This is a genomic window from Halomonas sp. AOP7-E1-9 (assembly GCF_052376035.1).
In the GTDB taxonomy this organism is placed as follows: Bacteria; Pseudomonadota; Gammaproteobacteria; order Pseudomonadales; family Halomonadaceae; genus Vreelandella; species Vreelandella citrativorans.
Genome location: NZ_JBQSVC010000009.1, coordinates 23,852 through 47,099 on the forward strand (window position 1 = coordinate 23,852; position 23,248 = coordinate 47,099).

The 23,248-nt window shown below is 56.8% G+C and carries 22 protein-coding genes; 13 read left to right on the forward strand and 9 right to left on the reverse strand.

Annotated features, from left to right (window positions below):
• The first annotated feature begins 2 nt into the window (after nt 1–2).
• Nucleotides 3–251, forward strand: coding sequence for a formate dehydrogenase subunit delta (locus ACT3R4_RS07315; protein ID WP_193056619.1), 249 nt, complete (start codon nt 3–5; stop codon nt 249–251).
• A gap of 416 nt (nt 252–667) precedes the next feature.
• On the opposite strand, the gene ureG is transcribed toward ACT3R4_RS07315, so the two are convergent.
• From ureG to ACT3R4_RS07355, 8 genes are all read right to left on the reverse strand, one after another.
• A complete protein-coding gene (gene ureG / locus ACT3R4_RS07320) occupies nt 668–1,300 on the reverse strand; it encodes an urease accessory protein UreG (RefSeq protein ID WP_087110734.1) in 633 nt (210 codons plus the stop codon).
• A 12-nt stretch (nt 1,301–1,312) separates the two neighbouring features.
• The gene (locus ACT3R4_RS07325; protein WP_193056618.1) at nt 1,313–1,999 is read right to left on the reverse strand and encodes an urease accessory protein UreF; all 687 of its coding nucleotides are present in this window, start codon (nt 1,997–1,999) and stop codon (nt 1,313–1,315) included.
• The gene (gene ureE / locus ACT3R4_RS07330; RefSeq protein ID WP_172116961.1) at nt 1,989–2,501 is read right to left on the reverse strand and encodes an urease accessory protein UreE; all 513 of its coding nucleotides are present in this window, start codon (nt 2,499–2,501) and stop codon (nt 1,989–1,991) included. The genes ACT3R4_RS07325 and ureE overlap by 11 nt, the downstream gene beginning before the upstream one ends.
• A gap of 650 nt (nt 2,502–3,151) precedes the next feature.
• A complete protein-coding gene (ureC, locus tag ACT3R4_RS07335) occupies nt 3,152–4,867 on the reverse strand; it encodes an urease subunit alpha (RefSeq protein ID WP_192538639.1) in 1,716 nt (571 codons plus the stop codon).
• Complete coding sequence (locus tag ACT3R4_RS07340; RefSeq protein WP_172117035.1) at nt 4,864–5,184, reverse strand: urease subunit beta; 321 nt, start codon at nt 5,182–5,184, stop codon at nt 4,864–4,866. Before ACT3R4_RS07340 ends, ureC begins: the two co-directional genes overlap by 4 nt.
• A gap of 52 nt (nt 5,185–5,236) precedes the next feature.
• Entirely contained in the window at nt 5,237–5,539 is a 303-nt protein-coding gene (locus ACT3R4_RS07345; protein ID WP_172116959.1) for an urease subunit gamma, read from the reverse strand.
• Between the two features lie 22 nt (nt 5,540–5,561).
• Entirely contained in the window at nt 5,562–6,437 is an 876-nt protein-coding gene (locus tag ACT3R4_RS07350) for an urease accessory protein UreD (protein ID WP_192538640.1), read from the reverse strand.
• Between the two features lie 403 nt (nt 6,438–6,840).
• A complete protein-coding gene (locus ACT3R4_RS07355) occupies nt 6,841–7,044 on the reverse strand; it encodes a hypothetical protein (protein WP_253926969.1) in 204 nt (67 codons plus the stop codon).
• 213 nt (nt 7,045–7,257) lie between these two features.
• Between ACT3R4_RS07355 and ACT3R4_RS07360 the strand changes: the two genes are divergently transcribed.
• From ACT3R4_RS07360 to ACT3R4_RS07385, 6 genes are all read left to right on the forward strand, one after another.
• Nucleotides 7,258–9,447, forward strand: a complete 2,190-nt coding sequence (locus tag ACT3R4_RS07360; protein WP_193057258.1) for a TonB-dependent receptor domain-containing protein — start codon at nt 7,258–7,260, stop codon at nt 9,445–9,447.
• Between the two features lie 84 nt (nt 9,448–9,531).
• Entirely contained in the window at nt 9,532–10,902 is a 1,371-nt protein-coding gene (locus ACT3R4_RS07365) for a PepSY-associated TM helix domain-containing protein (RefSeq protein WP_192538642.1), read from the forward strand.
• A 398-nt stretch (nt 10,903–11,300) separates the two neighbouring features.
• On the forward strand, nt 11,301–12,275 hold the full coding sequence (locus ACT3R4_RS07370; RefSeq protein ID WP_192538643.1) for a metal ABC transporter solute-binding protein, Zn/Mn family: 975 nt from the start codon (nt 11,301–11,303) through the stop codon (nt 12,273–12,275).
• Between the two features lie 15 nt (nt 12,276–12,290).
• Nucleotides 12,291–13,073, forward strand: coding sequence for a metal ABC transporter ATP-binding protein (locus tag ACT3R4_RS07375; RefSeq protein ID WP_087110711.1), 783 nt, complete (start codon nt 12,291–12,293; stop codon nt 13,071–13,073).
• Between the two features lie 3 nt (nt 13,074–13,076).
• Nucleotides 13,077–14,168 carry a metal ABC transporter permease gene (locus ACT3R4_RS07380; protein WP_192538644.1) on the forward strand — a complete coding sequence of 364 codons (1,092 nt, stop codon included), beginning with the start codon at nt 13,077–13,079 and terminating at the stop codon, nt 14,166–14,168.
• Nucleotides 14,165–15,085 carry a metal ABC transporter permease gene (locus ACT3R4_RS07385; protein ID WP_087110707.1) on the forward strand — a complete coding sequence of 307 codons (921 nt, stop codon included), beginning with the start codon at nt 14,165–14,167 and terminating at the stop codon, nt 15,083–15,085. Before ACT3R4_RS07380 ends, ACT3R4_RS07385 begins: the two co-directional genes overlap by 4 nt.
• 63 nt (nt 15,086–15,148) lie before the next feature.
• On the opposite strand, the gene ACT3R4_RS07390 is transcribed toward ACT3R4_RS07385, so the two are convergent.
• On the reverse strand, nt 15,149–15,766 hold the full coding sequence (locus ACT3R4_RS07390) for a TetR/AcrR family transcriptional regulator (protein ID WP_192538645.1): 618 nt from the start codon (nt 15,764–15,766) through the stop codon (nt 15,149–15,151).
• 201 nt (nt 15,767–15,967) lie between these two features.
• On the opposite strand from ACT3R4_RS07390, the gene ACT3R4_RS07395 reads away from it, so the two are divergent.
• Genes ACT3R4_RS07395 through ACT3R4_RS07420 form a run of 6 tightly spaced genes read left to right on the forward strand, consistent with a single transcriptional unit; the run spans nt 15,968 to nt 23,162 of the window.
• Complete coding sequence (locus ACT3R4_RS07395) at nt 15,968–17,770, forward strand: ABC transporter ATP-binding protein (RefSeq protein WP_087110703.1); 1,803 nt, start codon at nt 15,968–15,970, stop codon at nt 17,768–17,770.
• Nucleotides 17,771–17,772: 2 nt separating this feature from the next.
• The gene (locus ACT3R4_RS07400) at nt 17,773–19,533 is read left to right on the forward strand and encodes an ABC transporter ATP-binding protein (protein ID WP_225733845.1); all 1,761 of its coding nucleotides are present in this window, start codon (nt 17,773–17,775) and stop codon (nt 19,531–19,533) included.
• The gene (locus ACT3R4_RS07405; protein ID WP_087110699.1) at nt 19,533–20,474 is read left to right on the forward strand and encodes an ABC transporter permease; all 942 of its coding nucleotides are present in this window, start codon (nt 19,533–19,535) and stop codon (nt 20,472–20,474) included. Before ACT3R4_RS07400 ends, ACT3R4_RS07405 begins: the two co-directional genes overlap by 1 nt.
• Nucleotides 20,474–21,421, forward strand: coding sequence for an iron chelate uptake ABC transporter family permease subunit (locus tag ACT3R4_RS07410; protein WP_087110697.1), 948 nt, complete (start codon nt 20,474–20,476; stop codon nt 21,419–21,421). Before ACT3R4_RS07405 ends, ACT3R4_RS07410 begins: the two co-directional genes overlap by 1 nt.
• The gene (locus ACT3R4_RS07415) at nt 21,418–22,194 is read left to right on the forward strand and encodes an iron ABC transporter ATP-binding protein (RefSeq protein ID WP_087110694.1); all 777 of its coding nucleotides are present in this window, start codon (nt 21,418–21,420) and stop codon (nt 22,192–22,194) included. The genes ACT3R4_RS07410 and ACT3R4_RS07415 overlap by 4 nt, the downstream gene beginning before the upstream one ends.
• On the forward strand, nt 22,191–23,162 hold the full coding sequence (locus ACT3R4_RS07420; protein WP_172116955.1) for a siderophore ABC transporter substrate-binding protein: 972 nt from the start codon (nt 22,191–22,193) through the stop codon (nt 23,160–23,162). The genes ACT3R4_RS07415 and ACT3R4_RS07420 overlap by 4 nt, the downstream gene beginning before the upstream one ends.
• The last annotated feature ends 86 nt before the right edge of the window (nt 23,163–23,248 follow it).

A 23,248-nucleotide genomic window follows, 5' to 3' on the forward strand; every position in this document is an offset into this window, starting at 1 on the left:
CTATGTCAAACAACAACGATGCCAATTTAGTCCGTATGACAAACCAAATCGCTACCAACCTGGGCAACGGCCGTGATGAAGAGGCAGCAGCAGCGGCTATCTGCCGTCACCTGGAAACCTTTTGGGCACGCTCAATGAAGCAGCGCCTTGTTGCCAGCCTGGCACTTGAGAGCGTGGAGTTTTCCCCCTTGGCACGCCGCGCTGCAACACTGCTGGCTACCCGGCTATCAGAACAGCAAGTCTCTCGTTAGCACATCACAATAAAAGCTCAATAACATTAGCTTTTAGTCTTGCCACAGCGACTTACACGAGAAGCTCAATGGTTTTAGCAAAAGTTAATAAAAATCATTATTTCCGTTAAAAATCGGACATTTCGAGTCTACTAGTTGCTATTTTAGAATATAAACCTGTTTCCATAACCCAAGTTAAGGTGTTTACCGAGCATAAGGTGCACTGTGTGGATGTGGTGGCCAAGGATGGCCCGTTTTTGGCAAAGATGCCGACCTACAGTTTAGCTGCCATGACCTTGTACCGCCTGGTCATGGCAGCTTTTTATTGCACTGCATTTTACTTTTTAACGTCACGTTACTTTGGCAGCCATGTCTCAATAGCGGCTGTCCCGCAGCGGATTTTCAACAGCGAACGTTCAAAGACAGCGTTTCAACCACTACGCCAGCGCTGCCTGAGGGCGCCGCTCATCCAGCATTCCTTTATCAAGAATAAAGCGAACAATCTCTTCAAGCCCTACGCCATCGTAAAGGTTGGTAAATACAAAGGGCCGCTCGCCGCGCATTTTCTTTGAATCACGCTCCATTACCTCTAACGACGCGTGCACCTGCTCGGCGATATCGATCTTGTTGATAATTAGTAGATCCGACTTGGTAATCCCCGGCCCACCCTTACGCGGAATTTTGTCTCCCGCCGAGACATCAATCACATAAAGCGTGAGGTCAGAAAGCTCGGGACTAAACGTCGCAGAAAGGTTATCTCCCCCAGACTCTACCAATACCAGCTCAAGCTTAGGATGGCGCGCCTGTAATTCATCGATAGCCGCCAGGTTCATCGAGGCGTCTTCACGAATCGCCGTATGCGGACACCCCCCGGTTTCGACGCCCAGAATGCGATCAGCGGCCAAGGCGTCATGCTTAAGCAAAAAGTCAGCATCTTCGCGGGTGTAGATATCGTTGGTCACCACAGCAATATCGTAATAGTCGCGCAGCGCCAGGCAGAGTTGCTTGAGTAGCGCCGTTTTCCCGGAGCCGACGGGGCCGCCTACACCAATACGTAAACAGTGAGTCATGGTAAGTATCTCCTAGCTTCTAAACAGTCGTGAATATTGGGTTTCATGCAGGGCACTGGCCAACGCAAGCCCAGGTAATACGGGGCCAAGCGCGTTATCTTCAAGCAGTAACGCTTTATCAACAGCGCTAACCAGTGCTGGTCGCAGCTGCTCTGTTATCCGCTGAGCAGCGGTATGGCCCAAAGGCAGGGCCTTACAGGCAACTGCCAGCTGGTTTTCAAGCCACGCCCAGCCAAATCCAAGTAACGCCTGGCGGCAAGGCACGCGCCGCATGTGCGCGGTAAAGGCAAAGAGCGTGACATAGCCTGCATGGGGCGGTAGTAAGCCATTTGGCAATAGCTCAAGACTTCCCAGCAAGCGCTTTAATGAAGCGCCCAGGCGGCTATCTTCAGCAGACAGCTCAGCGGTTTCTCGCGTAGCGGCCAGCCATTCATCCCACTGAGCTATCGCATCCCGGTCGGCGTGCTCAAAAGCATGGTACAAGCGGGCAATCAGCGGCAACTCACAAAGCGTCAGGCCATCTTCCAGTACGCCAGTGAGCCACTCCGCCAGGCTGGACTCGTCATTTACCCAGCCAAGTTCAAAGGCACTCTCAAGCCCTTGAGAGAATGCGAAGGCACCAATGGGCAGCGCCGGACTAACCAGCTGCAACAAGCCCAACAGCGCCAAGTCTCCCGTTGCAGCCTGCTCAGTGAGCATGATGATGCTCGTGCGGATGGTCGTGATCGTGAGCATGAGAATGCGAGTGGCCATGTCCGCCTATCTGATTATAGGCGCCCGGCTCTGGATCAAACGTGGCTTCGTGGTGTTCAAGCGTCGCGCCCAGCAACACAGCCAGTTCCTCCAATACGTGATCAGGTGGGAAGCGTACCCAACCGCCGCGCTCGTCTTCACCCAGCGCCAGCTGCACATGGCGGTTGCCCAAATGGTAGGCAAGCCGCGCCAAGGGTAAGCCATTCCTTATTCGTGCGGTCACCACCGGCTCAATAGCAGCGCACACGCGAATAACTTCGCCGCTTTCCGCTTTTAAGCCTTCGCCACTTCGCAGTACCGGGCCACGATCCAAAAACAGCCCCAGCGCCTGGCCATTGTCGCTTTCCGCTTTTAGGCGCCCGCGGGTGCGAAGTTCAAAGGGTAACGTAAGCGTATCGCTGGCTGCGCTTTCATCCACCGGGCCTAAACGTTCTATCAGTTTCAGCATAATTAACCTCTTGATCGACCAATGAGTTGAGCCTTTGCAATGAGCCTACGCCCCCGCAGGAGCAGCTCACACACCCCCTGTAGGAGTAGCTCTTGCACCCCCTGTAGGAGCAGCTTCAGCTAGCGATGCCGTGCGCAGCGCTGCCGGGGTTGGTGGCTAACACCATGCACCGCGCTCCGCCACCGAAGGGCGGCTGCGCCGCCATCGCCGAGTGAACTCAGCTCCTACCAGTTAAAGTGCATGCATCCCCCGCCGGAGTAGCTCACGCCCCCCCCCCTGTAGGAGTAGCTTCAGCTAGCGACGCAGTGCGCAGCACTGCCGGGGTTGGTGGCTAACACCATGCACCGCGCCCCGCCACCCAAGGGCGGCTGCGCCGCCATCGCCGAGTGAACTCAGCTCCTACCGGTTAAAGTGCATGCATCCCCTGTAGGAGCAGCTTCAGCTAGCGATGCAGTGCGCAGCGCTGCCGGGGTTGGTGGCTAACACCATGCACCGCGCCCCGCCACCCAAGGGCGGCTACGCCGCCATCGCCGAGTGAACTCAGCTCCTACCGGTTAAAGTGCATGCACCCCCCGCCGGAGTAGCTCACACACCCCCTGTAGGAGTAGCTTCAGCTAGCGATGCAGTGCGCAGCACTGCCGGGGTTGCATCTAAAACAGGTGATAGCGCTGGGCCAGCGGCAGCTCGGTGGCGGGCTCGCAGGTCAAAAGCTCGCCGTCGCAGCGCACTTCATAGGTCTGCGGGTCCACGGTCAGCTCGGGGCAGGCGTCGTTGAGCTTCATATCCTTCTTGCGCACCCCACGGACGTTCTTGCACGCGGCAAGCGCACTCTGAAGTCCCAAGCGCTCCTTGAGGCCTGCATCAATCGCCGCCTGGCTGACAAAATTGAGCCGAGTTTGGCTGGCCGCGCGGCCAAAAGCGCCGAACATGCGCCGATAATGCACCGGCTGGGGCGTGGGGATTGAGGCGTTGGGATCGCCCATGGGGGCAGCAGCAATCATCCCGCCTTTCAATATCAACGAGGGCTTCACACCGAAAAACGCCGGCTTCCAGAGCACTAAATCCGCCAGTTTACCCACTTCAATAGAGCCCACCTCATGAGCGATACCGTGAGTAATTGCCGGGTTGATGGTGTATTTGGCGATATAGCGCTTGGCACGCAGGTTATCGGCACCCAAGGCTTCGTCTTCAGGTAGCAAGCCACGCTGTACTTTCATCTTGTGCGCGGTTTGCCAAGTGCGGCAGACCACTTCGCCTACCCGTCCCATTGCCTGAGAGTCGGAGGCGATCATCGAGATCACGCCCAAATCGTGCAGGATATCTTCGGCGGCAATCGTTTCACGGCGAATGCGTGAGTCGGCAAATGCCACGTCTTCGGGAATGTTGGGGTCCAAGTGGTGGCAGACCATGAGCATATCCAGATGCTCATCAATAGTATTCACCGTGTAGGGCCGCGTGGGGTTAGTGGATGACGGCAGCACGTACTCTTTGGAACACGCAGTGAGGATATCCGGCGCGTGCCCGCCGCCCGCGCCTTCAGTGTGGTAGGTGTGAATGCCGCGCTCTTTAAACGCCGCCAAAGTGTCTTCCACAAAGCCCGATTCGTTAAGCGTGTCGGTGTGAATGGCTATCTGCACGTCATAACGCTCGGCCACGCTCAGGCAGGTATCAATCGAGGCGGGCGTCGTGCCCCAGTCTTCGTGAAGCTTGAGGCCCATGGCGCCTGCTTCCAGCTGGGCTTCCAAAGCTTCCGGCAGGCTGGCATTACCTTTACCCAGCAGGCCGATGTTCATGGGCAGGTCATCCACTGCCTGAAGCATTTTGCCAAGGTGCCACGCGCCCGGCGTACAGGTGGTGGCATTCGACCCGGTGGCCGGACCGGTGCCGCCGCCCAGCATGGTAGTGACACCGCTCATCAGCGCTTCGTCTACCTGCTGGGGACAGATAAAGTGGATATGCGCGTCGATGCCACCTGCGGTCAGGATCTTGCCTTCGCCCGAGATAATTTCAGTGCCGGGGCCAATCACGATATCTACATCGGGCTGCACGTCAGGGTTGCCCGCTTTGCCAATCGCAGCAATACGTCCGTTCTGTAGCCCCACATCGGCTTTGACGATGCCCCACCAGTCGAGAATCAGCGCGTTAGTGATGACGGTGTCCATGACGGTTTCATCGTTACGTTGGCTCTGACCCATGCCATCGCGGATCACCTTGCCGCCGCCGAATTTGACCTCGTCGCCATAGTGGGTGGCATCTTTTTCAACCTCGATCCACAGCTCGGTATCGCCCAGGCGCACCCGGTCGCCTACCGTGGGGCCGTACATATCGGCGTAGGCCTGCCGACTAATCTTGTTACCCGGTTTCATTGTTTATCTCCGTCCAGCGGTCCCATTACCTCGCCACGAAAGCCATAGATTTCCCGCTTACCCACAAACGGAATCAGCGTGACTTCACGGGTCTGGCCAGGTTCAAAGCGGATCGCGGTACCTGCGGCGACATCAAGGCGAAAACCGCGGGTCTTGTCGCGATCAAACACGAGCGCCGGGTTGGCCTCGGCAAAGTGGTAGTGGGAGCCGAGCTGAATCGGTCGGTCGCCGGTGTTCGCCACGTCTACCGTGATGCGCTCGCGGCCTACGCACAGCTCGATATCACCCTCTTTTAACTGATACTGTCCTGGAATCATTGGGCCGGGAATCATGGCAGCCTCCTGATGGCTGATTGCTGGTTGCTGATAACTAGTTGATAGGCGTATGAACAGTCACGAGTTTCGTACCATCCGGGAAAGTGGCTTCGACCTGAACTTCGTCGACCATTTCAGCCACGCCTTCCATCACGTCATCACGGCCAAGAATCTCGCGCCCGTAGCTCATCAAATCAGCCACACTGCGACCATCCCGGGCACCTTCGATAATCTCGAAACTGATCAGCGCGACCGCTTCGGGATAATTGAGCTTTAATCCTCGCGCTTTGCGCCGCTCGGCAAGCTGGGCGGCGGAAAACAGCAACAGCTTGTCTTTATCTCTTGGGGTTAATTCCATAGAGCGTCTCCAACAGAGTCGATTAAGTTAACCAAATACGCGGAATATGGGCCTCACGCTCAATCCAGCGCGGGCGCAGCAATTTCCAGGCCTGTTCGCACAACGCCCAGGCTTCATTTCGCGAGTTACCCAGATAGCGCAGCAATAAAACGCCCTGGCGCACCGTTACCGCCCAGCGTGGATTATCCGGCAGGGCATTACGCAACTCCTCAATCGCCGCTGGCGCATCACTCATTCCCACCGCCCAAAGCGTGGCCTGCACCGTAGCGCCGCCCTGCCCCCAGCGTCCCGTAAAGCGCGGGTGTAACGGGTCTAACGGCTGGCGTTCTAGCCATAGCGGCTTGCCATCCAGCGTCAAACGAAAAAACTGTTCAATGCGCCCTGACAAGTACGGCAACTCGCTCGCGGGGCGACCCAAGGCCATGACTTCCCAGCCTAAACAGCGAGCACTACCATGAAGATCAATATGCGTACGCTGTTCACCTTTAGAGCCATCAAAGGCAATGGTTTCCTGAGGTAGCCACTCAAGCGTTGCGCTATCGGCGACCTCAAGCTCGGTACACTGGCTCCAGGCAACCCCCTGGCTGTCAGCCTTATAAAGCTTATTCGCCGCGGGGGTAGTCAGCAGGGCATGTGCGCCTTGCTCGACGTGCGCCTTGATGGTGAGCGCATCGCCGCTGACCAATCCTCCGGGTGGGTGCAGCACGTAGATATGGCACGCCTCCTGGCGGCCTTCAGGATAAAACGGCCGCTGGACCCGAAGTGGCCCCTGGTGACGTGCCTGGATTAACCGCGTAGCGCCATCGCGCTTGGCAAAACGCAGCGCCAGTGAGGCCGCCCAGTGGCGTTCCTGATCAAAGCGGTGGCCGGACGGTGTAGCGAGTTCGCGCAAGGTCATGGAAGACGATCGCATCCTTTTGAATAGGTCATAGCCTTTCAAATGCAAGGAATGCGCCAAAATGGTGAAAAGTGGACTTTTACTATCGCTGCAAAGTTTTAGCCGTCATAACCCATCAGCACTAACGGCTTTTTGCACCAAAAAAGATCATTAAAAGGGTCGGCCGCACCAAAAAGAACAAGTAGTTAACCGCCCCTTGTGTGTCAAAAGACCACACGCCCAACACTTCTTATTTGGGAACTTTCCGATACTATTGGGCCATCCTCCGTCAACAGCTTGTCTGTTGCCCACCAAGGTAGATGGCTTCGTGCAGTTACAATGCTCAGCAAACAAGCTCTGGTATCGCATTGCGCTTTGTATGGCGTTTGTGGCGATGCAGCTGCTGTTAGTTGGGCCGCTGATTTCACAGTATCAGTCCGATGGGCAACATCACGCACATCACGAAGCTAGTCATCACTCTAACCATCAAGGCGGCGGTCATCATCAACATACTGCCCCTCAAGCAAACCACCACCATGCGGGCCATGCTGATGAAGTAGAACCGATATTTAACTGGTTCCACCAATGTGGTTACTGTGCCATCTGGCAACAGTTCCCAACGGCGCATACCTCTCTCCCTCCGATCAGCTTACAAGCGTTTATTACGCATAATAAGCTGCTGACGCAACCGACGCAGGCTATAAAGTCCTGTGATAACTACCCCCACGCGCTAACGCGCGCTCCGCCCTTTTTTCGGATCGTGTAACGCCACATCGTCAGCCTTTTTAGCCTGAAGTTTGCTTCTGGCTGGCGTCTGTCTACACCCAAAAAAGGGATCATCATGCCGCATCTAACTATTGGGCATGGCGTCGTTACGCCTGCCCGCTTAAAAAAACGTTTTCAACGACACGTACTGACATTAAGCGTCGCTGCCGCATCGAGCGTTGTTGCTCAAGGCGTATGGGCACAGGCGACTGCCGCTCACCACGAGCATCATCATGCGTTAAACACGATGGTCGTGACCGCTGTACCGCTAAGCTCACCGCTCACGGTGGAAACCGACCCGCGTATACCGCGGCAACCGGCCCCTGCCAGCGACGGCGCCGACTATCTTCAGACCATCCCTGGGTTCTCTGCCATTCGCAATGGCGGCACCAACGGTGACCCGGTGTTCCGTGGCATGTTTGGCTCACGTCTTCGCGTGCTGACCAATGGCAGCCAAATGCTAGGCGCCTGCCCGGCAAGAATGGATGCGCCTACGTCTTATATCTCACCTGAAAATTACGACAGCCTCACCGTCACCAAAGGGCCGCAGTCCGTTCTGTGGGGCCCCGGCGCTTCAGCGGCAACGGTGCGCTTTGACCGCGGCCCGGAGGAGTTCGATGAAGCCGGTGTGCGAGTGGATGGCAGCGTCATGCTGGGTACCTATGGGCGCTTTGATCGCCGCATTGATGCCGCTTTAGGCAATAAAGACGGCTACCTGCGCATTACCGGCAATCAATCCGAAGCTAATGACTATCAGGATGGCGATGGCAACGCCGTGCCCTCGTTATGGGATAAGTGGAACGGTGACATAGCGCTTGGATGGACACCCGACAACGATACCTGGCTTGAAGTCACCGCAGGCCGAGGAGACGGCGAAGCGCGCTATGCCGGGCGAGGTATGGATGGCAGCAAATTTCTGCGCGAAACCGTGGGCATCCGTTTTCAGCGCGAGAATTTAGGTGAACACTGGAAACGTCTGGAAATGCAGGCCAACTATGCCTATGCCGACCATATTATGGATAACTTCACGCTGCGCTCACCGGGCAGCATGGACATGGGTGGTGGCATGGACATGGGCAGCGGCATGGACATGGGTGGTGGCATGGACATGGGCGGCGGCATGGACATGGGTGGTGGCATGGACATGGGCAGCGGCATGGATATGGATGGCGGTATGGACATGAGTGACGGCATGGCCATGCGGCTAGACCGTCGCACCCGCAGCGCGCGCGTCGCATCAACGTGGGAGTGGGAAAACACCACGTGGACGGCCGGTGTCGATGTCGAGCATCAGGTACATCGCAATCTGGATGGCGAACACTGGCAGCCCGACTACGAGCAGACCCAGTTTGGCGCCTTCAGCGAAGTCACCCGTTTTATCGATGAACGTGACCGTCTTATTGGCGGCGCCCGCGTAGACCGCTATCGCGTCAGTGACGAAAGCCTGGACACAGCTACCGCAGGCCTCACCCGCCGCGACACTCTGCCCAGCGCTTTTATCCGCTATGAGCAGGATTTAGCCTCAGCACCGGTCACCTGGTATGCCGGGGTCGGGCATGTGGAACGCTTTCCCGATTACTGGGAATTGAGCTCTAGTCAGGCAGGTCCGGCCGGTAGTTTGAATGCCTTTGGCGGTGTTCAACCCGAAAAAACTACCCAGCTGGATATCGGCGCGCAGTACAACGACCAGCGCTTAAGCGCATGGGTGTCCGGGTATGCAGGATACGTTCACGATTTCATCTTGTTTGATTACAACACCGCGGGCATGAGCGGTACTCAAATCGATAACATTGATGCTCAGATTGCGGGTGCCGAAGTGGGCGCTAGCTATCAACTAACCGACAACTGGGTAAGCAATGCCTCGCTGGCCTATGCCTGGGGGCGAAATGCCAACGACGATGAGGCATTACCACAGATCCCACCGCTGGAAGCCAAGGTCGGCCTGTCCTATGCACACGATGACTACTCTGTGGGTGGCCTATGGCGTGGTGTTGCGGCACAAAACCGTATTGCGCTCGAAAAAGGCAATGTCGTCGGCCAGGATCTGGAATCGTCGTCAGGCTTCGGGGTGTTCTCGCTTAACGGCGCCTATCAAGCAAGCAACCACCTAACGCTAAGTGTGGGGGTGGATAACGTTTTCGATACCACCTACACCGAACACTTGAATCTAGCGGGTAATGCGGCCTTTGGCTATCCCGCTGATTTGGATCGCGGCATTAATGAGCCTGGCCGCATGGTGTGGGCACGGGCCGACTTCAGTTTCTGATTCACTCAGGTGCTCAGTAGAGCACCTGTTTACCCTTACCGCTTAAACCACCAGGCTAGATGCTTGGTGGTCTGGAGAGACTTCATGTCGACCACGTCACCCCCACAAGAAGGTCAACGCAAGACCTTCGACCTTTATCGCGCCGTTTGGCGCTGGCACTTTTACGCAGGCTTACTGGTTCTGCCGTTCATGATCACCCTGGCAATTACTGGGGGCCTTTATCTTTTCAAGGACGAACTGGATGCACTCATACACGCTGATGTGAAGCGCGTAGCCGTTCAAGAGGCGACGCTCCCTCCCTCTACGCTGGTAAGCGCAGCCCTTACGGCTCACCCTGGCACTGCCGTAAAATTCACCGACCCCGCCACGCCGAAAAGCTCGGCGGAGATCACAGTGAATACTGCCTCGGGCGAGCGGTTAGCCGTTTACGTCAATCCGTATACTGCCAATGTGCTGGGGGCGCTGGATGACCGCGGCACGGTGATGTGGACCGTTCGCTATCTGCACAGTTTGAAATACTTTGGACCTACAGCGCGCAAACTGATTGAAATAGCCGGCGGCTGGGCAACCCTGCTAGTGCTCACCGGCATTTACCTCTGGTGGCCACGGCGTAAAGGCAAAGGCGGCGTGATTAGCGTGCGCGGCAAGCCAAAAAGCCGCGTGTTCTGGCGTGATCTGCATGCCGTGCTGGGTATTTTTGTCGGTGGGTTTATCGTCTTTCTGGCGATCACCGGAATGCCTTGGTCGGGCGTGTGGGGCGCGCAGGTTAATCAGTGGGCTAACGGTAACAATTTCGGCTACCCCTCTGGTGTGCGCGTTGAAGTGCCCATGTCGGAAGCGCGTTTAAACGCGCAAAGCCCGACAAACTGGTCACTCGAACAGGCACAAATTCCAGAATCCACACAGGGACCAGGCCAGGCAACGAGCATTGGCCTTGACGGCGCTGTCGCCATCTTCGATGAGCTGGGATTGCATCATGGCTATGCGGTCAGCCTGCCCACCACAGAGACCGGCGTGTACACCGGATCAGTCTATCCTAATGACCTTAGCCAACAGCGCGTGGTGCATCTTGATCAGTACAGCGGCGAGCGCTTGATCGACATGAGCTACTCCGATTACGGGCCCCTGGGTCGCTGGTTGGAATTTGGTATCAACGTGCATATGGGCCAGCAGTTTGGTCTGGCCAACCAACTGCTCTTTTTGACCGTGTGCGTGGCGATTATCCTGCTGGCGGTATCGGCCGCAGTAATGTGGTGGAAGCGCCGCCCCTCACGCGCAATGGGCGTACCGCCACTACCGGCAGACAAACGCGTTTTCCGGGGTCTGATTGCCATTCTGGCGATAGGCGGATTGATTTTCCCGCTGGTAGGCGCGTCGTTGATCGTCATGCTGCTGCTTGATTGGCTGATTGTGCGCCCGCTCCAGGAGCGGAGGCTGGTTAACCAGCCAAGGTAACACCTCAGTTTCTATCACTCCCTCTTTCTGGCCCCCTTGGGGCCAGAAGCTCAGGTTTATCTAAATCTCAATTTACGCCTCTCGCTCTATCTTTCCCGCTACTCACACGCGCCACAGAATAGCCACTATCGGTATGCCTTCAAGTATCGAACGATGCCAGCGCAAGACCCGTTGATGCCTTGGCCAACTAAAGCGATACATTAATAGCGCATTTGCGCTTATTGCCTCATAAACTCATGCCTATTTCAGTCTACCTCAGCACGTTTATCCGCTTGACATTAAATTATTTGCGCCACAAACTTAGCCGAGGCTATACTTGTTTCCACAGCGCAAAATGATTACACGGAGTAACACTGCTTCGTCTACTATCTACCTCATGTCGAGTCTGGAGCTTAATAATGGCAACAAAACATGCTGTGATTCTATTGGGAATGCTGCCTTTCAGTACCTTGGCAGCGGCTGATGAAACGCCCCTCAACGTGGTGGCAACCATTGGCATGATTGCCGATGTGGCACAGGAGGTAGGCGGCGAATGCGTTAGCGTCCAGGCCATGATGGGCCCCGGGATCGACCCGCATCTTTTCCAGGCCAGCGCCAGCGATGTTTCGCTGTTGCGCGGCGCCGAACAGATTCTTTACTCGGGCTACGCCCTGGAAGGCCAGCTGGGTTCGGTGCTGGAAAATTTCTCTTCGCGCACCCCGACGCTTGCTGTCGCGCCCTCTTCGATCGACCCTTCATCGCTGATTACCGCGCAGGATATCTACGGCATCGATCCGCACCTGTGGATGGATGTTTCGCTTTGGGCGCAAACGCTGCCGACGCTAAGCGATACCTTTATTGGAGCGCGCCCCGACTGCGCGGATACTATTGAAGCCAACACCGAGCGCTACCAGACCGAACTGTTGGCGCTCCACAAGTGGGTCAAGGAGAGTATCGCGACCATTCCCGAGAGTCAGCGCGTGCTGGTGACCGCCCACGATGCGTTTAGCTACTATGGGCGCGCCTACGATATCGACGTTGAAGGTATTCAAGGCATCAGCACCGAAACCGAAACCGGCATTGCCGATATCCGCAACATGGCGACGAGTGTGGTAGAGCGCGACGTACCGGCGGTGTTCGTTGAAAGCACCATCAATCCGCGCACCGTCCAGGCGGTGATCGACGCGGCCAAGCAGCGTGGCCATGACGTTGTGGTTGGCGGCGAGCTTTATTCCGACGCCATGGGCGATGACGGTACCGTCGACGGCACCTATATGGGTATGATCTACCGCAATACCCAGCATATCGTTAACGCACTCGGCGGCACACTTTCCCCACTGCCCGATGAGCTCAATGACTGGGCAAGCGAGTGGCAGCTCGACCAACAGGGATAGAAGGGCATACTCTCGATGGTAACATCTGCAAGTGCCGAGCCCGCTCTCAGCATCAACAATTTGACCGTGAGCTATCATAATCAGCCCGTGCTTTGGGATATCAATCTCGATATCCCGGCGGGCGTGATGGCGGGAATTGTCGGCCCCAACGGCGCAGGCAAAAGCACGCTGATCAAAAGCCTTTTAGGGCTGGTGCCATCGCTTTCCGGCGAGGTGCTGGTGCACGGCAAGCCTTATGCCGCCCAGCGCAAGCGGGTGGGCTACGTGCCCCAGCGCTCGAGCGTGGATTGGGACTTTCCCACCACCGCGCTCGATGTGGTGACCATGGGCCTTTACGGGCGCCTTGGCTGGTTCAAGCGCCCCGGGCGCCGAGAACGTAAAGAGGCGATGGACGCGCTCGACATGGTCAGCATGAGCGAGCTTGCCCACCGCCAGATCAGCCAGCTTTCCGGCGGCCAGCAACAACGCGTGTTTCTGGCCCGCGCACTGGTGCAACAGGCCGACGTTTACTTTCTGGACGAACCCATGGCCGGGGTCGATGCCACCACCGAACGGGCGATCATCGATATACTGCGCCGCCTGCGTGATGCGGGAAAGACGCTTATCGTCGTCCACCACGATCTGCAAACTGTCGGTACCTACTTCGACTGGCTATTGCTACTGAACGTGCGCGTGATTGCCAGTGGCGACGCCAAAGACGTTTTCAAGATCGACAACCTCCGCCAGGCCTACGGCGGCCAGATCGCGCTGCTGGGTGACCACGAGTCATTAACGTTTCCCGCCTCAAAAGTGACCTGACCCATGCAGTGGCTCGAACTTCTATCGGATTATACCTTTCAAAACGTGGTGATCGGCGCCTCGCTTCTGGGCCTGATCAGCGGCCCCTTGGGCTGCTTTGCGGTGCTGCGCCGTCAAAGCCTGCTGGGCGACGCCATCTCCCACGCGGCTCTTCCGGGAATATGCCTGAGCTTCATCATTACCGGCAGCCGCGATATTGGCGGCATCATGATCGGCTCGCTTGCTACCGGCTCTCTTGCAGCGCTGATCATGCTGCTGCTCACCCGCAAAAGCCGCCTGAAAACCGATGCGGGGCTAGGCGTTTGCCTGAGCCTCTTCTTTGCCGTTGGTATCGTGCTGCTCACCTACATTCAAGGCACCAGCAACGCCGCCCAGGGCGGGCTCGAGGCCTTTTTATTCGGCCAGGCCGCCGCCACGCTGCGCTCGGATCTGTGGGTGATGGGTGGCGTGACGCTGGTAACGCTTTCGCTGCTCGCCGCCTTCTGGAAGCAGGCCAAGCTGGTCACGTTCGACGCCGAGTACGCCCGAACGCTTGGCATGCCCGCCACGGCCATCGAGGCGACACTGACCGCCATGGTCGCACTGGCGGTGGTGGTCGGCTTGCAGATGGTCGGCGTCATTTTGATGGCGGCGATGATCGTTGCCCCGGCGGCGGCCGCGCGCCAGTGGAGCCGCCACCTGGGCACCATGCTTGCCATCGCGGCGGGCGTGGGTATCGTCAGCGGAGTCTCCGGCGCGACGATCAGCACGCTGTCGCGCGGGCTTGCTACCGGCCCGCTGATCGTACTAACCGCCACGGCCATCGTGCTGCTGTCGCTGGCGCTGGCGCCAGGGCGCGGGCTTTTATGGGGCATCATGAAACACTACCGCCAGAAAGCCGAGCTTCAAAAACGCCAGCTTCTCTACACGCTATATAAACACCCGGCCCGGCCTGCATCACGGCGTTTATCGCTGAGCGCACGGCTCACCCTTGCCCTGTTAAAACGCCAAGGCTACCTGACCCGCTCACAAGGTGAAGCGGACTGGGGGCTGACGACAACAGGGCAGGCAAAAGCGCGCCAGGTGGTCGCCACGTTCGAGGAGGTCGCGCCATGATCGCAGAGCTTCTCAACAGTACCGCGCTTCCCATCATTCTGGTCGGCGCCATGGTGGGTATCGCCTCATCAGCGGTGGGCACGTTTTTGGTGCTGCGCGGCAACAGCATGCTGTCGGATGCCATCAGCCATTCGATCGTGTTCGGCATCGTGATCGTCTGGATACTGACCAAGCAGCAGAGCGGGCCGGTGCAGCTCATCGGCGCCGCGCTGACCGGGCTTTTGACAGTATTTCTCACCGAGGCGCTGGCCAATACCAAGCGGGTGAAGCAGGACGCCGCCATCGGACTGGTGTTCCCAGCACTCTTCTCCATTGGCGTGTTACTACTCAATATCTACGCCCACGACGTGCATATCGACACCCACACCGTGCTGTTGGGTGAAATCGGGTTTGTCTGGCTGGATACCGTCGAGCTTTTCGGCCTGCCGATTCCCCAGGCGCTGGTCTCGATGAGCGTAATGACGCTGCTCAACTACGCGTTTATCGGGCTCTTCTATAAAGAGCTGAAGCTCGCCACCTTCGATCCCGCGCTGGCCAAAACCTTTGGCTTCATGCCGACGATCCTGTTCTATGTACTTTTGATGCTGACCAGCTCCACCGCCGTGGCGGCCTTCGACGCCGTGGGGGCGGTGCTGTTCATCGCCTTTGCCATTGTTCCCGCCTCCGCCGCCTATTTGCTGACTGACCGCCTGTGGATGATGTTCATTTTCGGCGCGCTGATCTCGATCGCCTCGAGCATTTCCGGCTATTTCCTCGCGGTGCATTTCAACGTCTCCATCGGTGGCATGATGGCGGTAATGACCGGCGTATTTCTGATACTGGCCTTTTTGGGCGGGCCGCGCTACGGGCTGATTACCCAAATGCTGAAGCGCCGCCGGGCGCGGCAGGCGCCGATGGAGCCGCCTTCATTGTTTTGAAAGGCTAAACGCCAGACCAGGGCGCCACTTGCAACGACGAAGACGCACGCTTTTATAAAGGCCCTATCCACGTGAGCGCTCGTTCAGTATTACTAGCGCACCAGTAATAAGCGCTCGCATACCTTCCTCTAATTCCGCCTCCATTTCGGCCTCCTCCAGGCCGCGGCTCGCCCCCTCGACAGGCTCTTTCCCCACTACCGAATAAATCGTATCGGCGACGGAAAAGCATTGAAAAGCTATGGTCGCCAGAAGCCAGCGAGCTTGCTCCTGGGAGATATCATAAACCTCAGCAATATGGTTTTGATGTGCACGATTTTTTTCAATCATGGGCTGAGTGGCAGCCAAGCGACGGATCACATAGGGCGTTAATCCTGGGTGAGCTTTGACAAACTCGCTTATCGATGCGGCAAAAGTGGATAGATACTCTTTCAATTCCCCGGGCGCATCATTGGAAGCTCGTGGAATATTCCAACGTTGAAATATTTCTTCGGCCACTAAGCATTTCAGCGCCTTTAAATTGGGCACATGCTTATAAAGCGCCATATGGCTGATGCCTAGCGCGCTGGCCACCCCGACAAAGGTGATGTTGGGTAGGCCGATTTCGATACCCGCATTCGCAATACGCTCAAGCGTGATGGTAGGCGGCCGCCCGCGTGCTTTAACTGGCTGTTGCGTGGTCATATTGCATCCTTAATCGCTGACGTTCCTTATCTAGCCACTCACTCACTTTAGGGTCAATTAGTTGATTGGCATGCAATTATATTAATTAGTTTATTGCCATGAAACTAATTATCTATTAGCCTATTTAAACGCGACTAATTCTCGTTACAAACTACTGCTATGCAGGTTCGATAATCCCCTATGGCCGAGTCATAACGCTTCATGAGCACGCACGATACATCGAGATCCCAAGGTAAGAGCCCCATCAGCCAAGTGTTGGCCCCTATACGCACACGGCTTTTTGCCGCGGCAATGCTGGCGGGCATCGGCACGATATTAACGATGGTGCCGCTTGCCGGTATGGCACATATCGCCAAGATTCTTGTGTCTGATCCAGGCGCCGCCTGGGAGTTATCAACCGCCAGCATGCGTGAAATTGGCTGGGTGGTAGCAGCCAGCATCGTGAGCCTCTTTGTCGGCATGGGGTGCATGTTTCTCGGCGAGCTGGTAGCGCACCTGGCGGATAACAAACTCACCTACCAGCTACGCTTGGCTGTTATGCGACGCTTGTCCCAAGCACCGCTTGGCTGGTTTACCAGCCGCGCATCCGGCGACGTAAAACAGGCGATGCAAGACGATATTGCGACGCTGCACAGCCTGACCGCGCACTTTTACACGGCGGTAGGACGCGCGTTTGGCGCCTTACTGATCTCGGTGGTCTACCTGATCATGCTGGATTGGAAAATCGCCGTTATTACGTTACTGCCTCTTCCCGGTTTCTTTCTTTTCCTGCGCCGACTCATGCAAGCCAGCAAAGCCAATATGGGTGAGTTTATTGCCCAGCTTGAGCGCATGAATAACGCCATTAATGAATTTGTCTGCGGCATTCCCGTCGTCAAGGCCTTCGGTACGACCGGACAAGCCTATCGTGGCTACCAAGCAGCAGTGGATAGCTTTGCCCATGCATTTGAGCAATTTACCCGCCCTCTGGTCGCTTCTATGGCACATGTTCATGCGATGGTGACAACGGTGACGATATTGGGACTGGCGCTCACGGTTGGCATATTTTGCGTCGCCAACGGCTGGTCAGAACCGGTCGATCTGTTGCCATTCATTCTAGTAGCCCCCGGTATCTGTGCTCCGTTACTGCTGCTGCATACCTTGCTGCACGACTTAGGCAGTGCCGTTGGCGCCGCCCAACGCGTCATGGCACTGCTTGAAACGCCGGTATTGCCATCAATCCCCTCCAGTGAGTGCCAGCTCCCCAACGATCATGAAGTTCGCTTTGAAAATGTCAGTTACGTCTATAACAATGCCCAAAACGGGCTATCGAACCTGCACTTTACTCTTGCACCTGGCAGCGTTACGGCGATTGTTGGCCCTTCGGGGGCAGGCAAATCCACCCTGGCACGCCTGATGCTGCGCTTTTTTGACCCCACCCATGGGCGCATTACGTTAGGCGGGGTGGATCTGCGCCATCTTGAGATGTCAACGCTCTACCAGCGGATTGGTTTTGTTCTGCAGGACGTGCGTCTGATCCATGCCAGCATTCGAGACAACATTGCGTTGGGCCGCCCTTCGGCCAGCCAACAGGAAATCGAGGATGCCGCTCGCGCGGCGAATATTCACGAACGTATCGCCGCACTCCCTAACGGCTATCGATCGATGGTTGGCGAGGATATTCAACTGTCAGGTGGCGAGCAACAGCGCGTCAGTATTGCCCGCGCCATGTTACTTGATCCGCCTCTATTGGTGCTGGACGAGCCGACAGCAGCGGTTGACGCCAGCAATGAGCTGGCCATCCAGCAGGCTCTGTCGCGTTTAACCCGGGGGCGGACGCTTGTGATTATTTCGCATCACCTAAAGTCGATCATCCACGCCGACCATATTCTGGTACTCGATGGCGGCACGGTTGCTGAGCAAGGCAATCACGACCAGCTACTGGCCAGCAATGACCTTTATGCTCGCCTTTGGGCACTGGAAGAGAAAACAAACTCACTGGAATCGAAGGTGGCAGCGTGCTGAAAATGCTCAATCAACTGCTTGGCGAAGACACCGCGCTCTTGCGTCGCTATCTCGGTCTGGTCACTGTCTATGGTGTGCTAAGCGGTCTGACCATCTTGGCCCTTATCCCTCTTCTCTATTACCTCCTGATTGGCCAACTCAGTGTGGCCACCACATGGCTAGTAGTGCTGCTTTTCGGCATCCTAATCTGTTGGGGAGTGCGATGGCACGTGGAGCAGGCAGGCGTCCGTGTCGGCGTCGCCATCTTGCAGTCGGGCCGCCATCGCCTTGGCGAACACGTGATCCATCTGCCGGTTGGCTGGTTTACCGCGACAAATACCGCGCGCCTTAGCCATGTAACCACGCAGGGTATGATGGCGGTGGCCCAGCTTCCTGCTCACGTCTTTACACCGGTGATCAGCGGGCTTGTCACGCCTATCGTTCTCCTTGCCGCGCTATTGGTGTTGCATGCACCGCTGGGCATTGCGGCGCTGGTCGCGCTGCCGCTACTTTTGGGGGTTTTATTACTCACCGCCAAGCTTGCCCAGCATGCCGACAGGGCCTTCCAGCAACACTTTTCTGATACCAGTCAGCGCATGGTCGAGTTCGCCAGTGCCCAGACAGTCTTACGCGCCTTTAGTGGGAACAACCACAGCACACGCTTCTTAGAACAGGCCATGGAACAACAGCACCGCTCGGGAACAAGGCTGGCTTGCCTATCGGCACTTTCGGCGCTGCTCAATGCCTGGGCAGTGCAGACAGTCTTTGCCGTGCTGCTGATCGTCACAACCCTGTGGATCAATACGCTTTTGGAAGGATCACTGACGGCAGCGAGCATTATAAGCGTCATCATTGCGCTGGTACTGGTAAGCCGGTTCGTCGAACCGCTGCTGGACATCGCTCAACACAGCGACATTTTGCGTAGTGCAAGGGGGCAACTCGAAGAGATCCAGGCGATTTTCGACGCTGCCCCCCTAACCGAGCCAACGGTCCCTCAGCCACCGCGCGATGCCTCCATCGAATTGAGAGCCGTCCGCTTTCGCTATGCGCCGCATGAGCCCGACGTGCTCAACGGGGTTAGCCTATCTATCACGCCCGGTAGCATGACCGCATTGATCGGTGAGTCAGGTTCAGGCAAGACCACTCTGGCGCGCCTGGTCGCGAGATTTTTCGATGCAGATCACGGTAGTGTGCTCGTCGGCGGCGTGGACGTCCGCGATATGTCTAGTACCCAGCTGGCGGATCACGTCAGCCAGATCTTCCAGGAGAGCTACCTGTTTGCCGGCAGCATTGCTGACAATATTCGCTTTGGCCATCCCGACGCCAGCGATGCCGACCTGATGGACGCCGTGCGTCTGGCCGGTGTCATCGAGATCGTCGAACGCCTGCCCCAAGGATTGGACACACCAGTGGGCGAGGGAGGCGCCCGCCTTTCCGGCGGCGAACGGCAGCGTATCGCCATCGCCCGAGCACTCATTAAGAATGCGCCCATTCTGCTGGTGGATGAAGCGACTGCCGCACTGGATGCGGAAAATCAAGCCATCATTACCCAGGCGCTGGTGCGACTGAGAGGCCAACGTACGCTATTGGTGATCGCCCACCAACTCTCTACGGTGAGCATGGCTGATCAGATCATCGTGCTAGATGACGGACGCATCATTGAGCAAGGCGCGCCCGATGAACTGCTCGCTCAGCAGGGGCGATACGCCACGTTTCTTGACCAACGCCAAACCACCAAAGGGTGGCGCATCACCCCGGATAAAACGGGAGAAACCTCACAGTGATGCGCGTGTATCTGCCTCTCCTGTTTGTATTGCTGTGCGGGATGTCATTACTGACAGGCGCGCGGCAGATAAGCGGGTACCAACTTATCACCCTGTCAGATGATGCTTGGTTGACGTTGACGGCCAGCCGACTGCCGCGCCTGATCACGGTGTCCTTGACCGGAGTGGGCCTCGCGATTTGCGGTGTGATTTTGCAGCATATCGTGCGCAATAAGTTCGTGGAGCCCGCCACCTCGGGTGGGCTTGATGCCGCCAAACTGGGCATTCTCGTATCGCTGTCTCTAATGCCTACGGCTGGCGCTGGATCACGAATGCTTGCAGCCCTGCTCTTCTGCTTCGCTGCGAATGTTGTCTTTATCGCTATCGTTCGCCGCATCAAGTTCACCAACACGGTACTGGTTCCCGTCATCGGTTTGATGTACGGCGGCGTGCTAAGCGCCCTAGCCGAGTTCTACGCCTACCGCCATAACATCCTGCAAAGCATGCAGGGCTGGCTGCTGGGAGATTTTTCAAAGATCGTCCAGGGCCATTACGAAATCATCTACCTAATCCTGCCGGTCGTTGTGCTCGCCTACGTCTACGCTCATCGCTTCACGGTGCTGGGCATGGGCGAAGACATGGCGACGAGTTTAGGCGTGAACTATCTCGTCACCTCCGCCATTGGGCTGATGCTGGTGGCCATTACTGTCTCGGTCACGGTCATCGCGGTGGGCGCCATCCCCTTTGTCGGATTAGTGGTTCCCAATCTGGTAGCGCTCTACTACGGCGATAACCTGGCTCGCACCCTACCCGCCGTAGCACTGTCGGGGGCAACACTGCTGCTGGTCTGCGACATTGCGGGACGCCTGCTGATCTATCCCTTTGAAGTGCCCATCGGCTTAACGTCGGCTTGTGTCGGAGGCGTGCTGTTTCTGATCCTGATTGTCAGGAGGGCACAGTGATGACTATCAAAGCTCGCCACACCGTTTGGGCGGCCGTGATCGCTCTTGCGCTCGCTTTTGTCTTTGTACGCTCCGGTTTCGACTTCGAGTATGTGATACCGAAACGACTTGAGCGCTTGGCCACCATGGTGATCGGTGGCATTTGTGTCGCCTGGTCCGCCATTACGTTTCAGAGCCTTACCGGTAACCGGATATTAACGCCTGCCATCATGGGCTATGAGGCCGTCTATCTGCTGTTTCAGGCCCTGTTGATGCTGGTGCTGGGCACCCACAGTCTGATGGTGCTCGGCGAGCATGGCAACGCCGCACTCTCGGTCCTGCTGATGCTTGGCTACTCCTGGACGCTGCATCGATGGCTGTTTAGAGACGGCAGAGACAATGTCTATTTCCTGCTGCTGGTAGGACTGGTACTGACAATGGTCATTACCACTTTCACACAGTTCGTTCAGCTCAAAATGAGTCCAGGCGAGTTTTCCATTCTGATGGGTTACAGCCAAGCCGCTTTCGGTAACGCCAGCACCACACAACTGCTATACGCCACACTGATCGTGGCCGCGATTTGTCTGGTGGGACTGAAAAGCCTCCCAATGCTAGATGTGCTCTTGCTGGGCAGAGAGCAGGCCATGTCACTTGGCATCGATTATCGACGCTGCGTGCAACACCAGCTCTTTCTGATCGCCTCGCTGGTGGCTGTATCGACCAGCCTGCTTGGCCCCACGGCGTTCATGGGCATTTTCGTGGCCAATACGGCCTATGCGCTTGCAGGCACTTACCGTCATCGGGTCACGCTACCGGTGGGTTGTGCCCTCGCCATCGCCCTTTTCATCCTCGCCCAACTGCTGGTCGAACATCTCTTCAACTACACAACCACCGTCGGCATCCTCGTCAACCTCGTATGTGGGGCTTACTTCCTGTCGCTGATGGTGCGTACGCGAGGCGCAGCATGATCACGGTTCAAGACCTTCATAAAACCTACGGCGACCGTTCGGTGCTATCGGCGATCAATCTCTGCTTTCCATCAGGTCAGTTGACGTCCCTGGTGGGCCCCAACGGCGCGGGTAAGACGACGCTTCTGATGATGCTCGCGAGACTACTTAAGCCCTCTCGGGGGGATATTCGACTCGACGGCTCCCAGGTAACGCGCATTCCCATCAGCGAGTATGCCAGGCAGGTGGCCACGCTACGCCAGACGCCTGAGTTCAACCTACGCCTGACCGTCGAGGAGTTGGTCGCCTTTGGCCGCTTTCCCTATAGCCGTGGCACACTCACTCGGCACGACCATCGTGTGATTGACGACGCCCTGTCGTTTCTATCGCTGACGGCACTACGCGGTGCTTATCTGAACGAGCTCAGCGGCGGCCAACGCCAGATGGCGTTCCTGGCCATGACCATTGCACAGCAAACCGATTACCTGCTGCTCGACGAGCCACTGAATAACCTCGATATCAAACATGCCGTTCAGATCATGCAGGCTCTTCGCCGTCTCTGCGACGAGCATGGACGAACGGTCATCCTGGTCGTTCATGACATCAACTTTGCCGCCAACTACTCCGATTACATCGTCGCCATGAAGGATGGGGAAGTGCACTGCGATGGCAACGTCACCGACGTCATCACCGAACGGCGCTTGAGTGAGCTTTACGGACTGAAGTTCGACATCGCCCATAACGAACGCGGTTATCTATGTAATTACTTCAAGCCCTCAGGAAACCTGGAATGAAACGATCTCTAAACAACCGCTTGGCACGCCTTCTCCCACTCGCCTTGGTGGCGTTGCTACAAGGGTGCGATCAGCCCTCAGCCAACAATATGTCCGCACAGGAGGCCATAACACCGATCACGATTCACCACGCGCTGGGAAGCACCGTGATCGATCACCGTCCACACCGGGTAGCGGCATTAGACATGAATGAAGTCGATTTTCTGGATCAGTTGGACGTTCCGGTGGTGGGCATGCCAAAGGACTTTATTCCCCATTTTCTGGAGAAGTATCGAGACGACCCGACGATTGAAGATCTGGGCGCTATCGTACGCCCTAACCTTGAGCGAGTGCATCGCGCTAACCCTGACCTCATTCTTATGACGTCGTTACAGGCCAACGACTATAACGAGCTGACTCAGATCGCACCCACGCTGCACTTTGACGTGGATTACCGCAACAGTCAGACCAACCACATTGACGTTGTCATGGATCATCTCATGGATCTTGGGCAGATCTTTGGCAAACAGAAATTGGCCCGTCAGCGGGCAGCCGAGCTGGTTCATACCGTCGAGGAGGTCCGGCGTGTTACCCAAGGCCGCCCTGAGAAAGCCCTTATCCTGCTGCATAATAATGGGGCCTTCCACTCCTTTGGCGTGCAGTCACGCTACGGCTTCATCTTCACTGAATTCGGCGTTGCCCCCGCCGCTCCCGACATCGATACCGGCCTGCACGGCCAGCCGGTTTCTAGCGAATTCATCCAGCAGGCCGACCCCGACATCATCTATGTCGTGGATCGTACTGCCGTAATGGAGCACCGGCCCACCATGAGTACCGACAGCCTGGCCAACCCCCTATTACGCCAAACTAACGCCTGGCGAAATGACCGGGTGGTCTTTGTCGACCCCGAAGCCTGGTATGTCACCGCCGCCAGCGTCAGCGCTCTGGCGATCATCGCGGATGACATTATCGACGGCTACCGGCACTAGCAGACCATAGCACTAAAGCACTAAAGCACCTAAAAAAACGCTTTCATCGACTGCTTCAATGCGCCTTTTAACAGGCGCTCAATTGA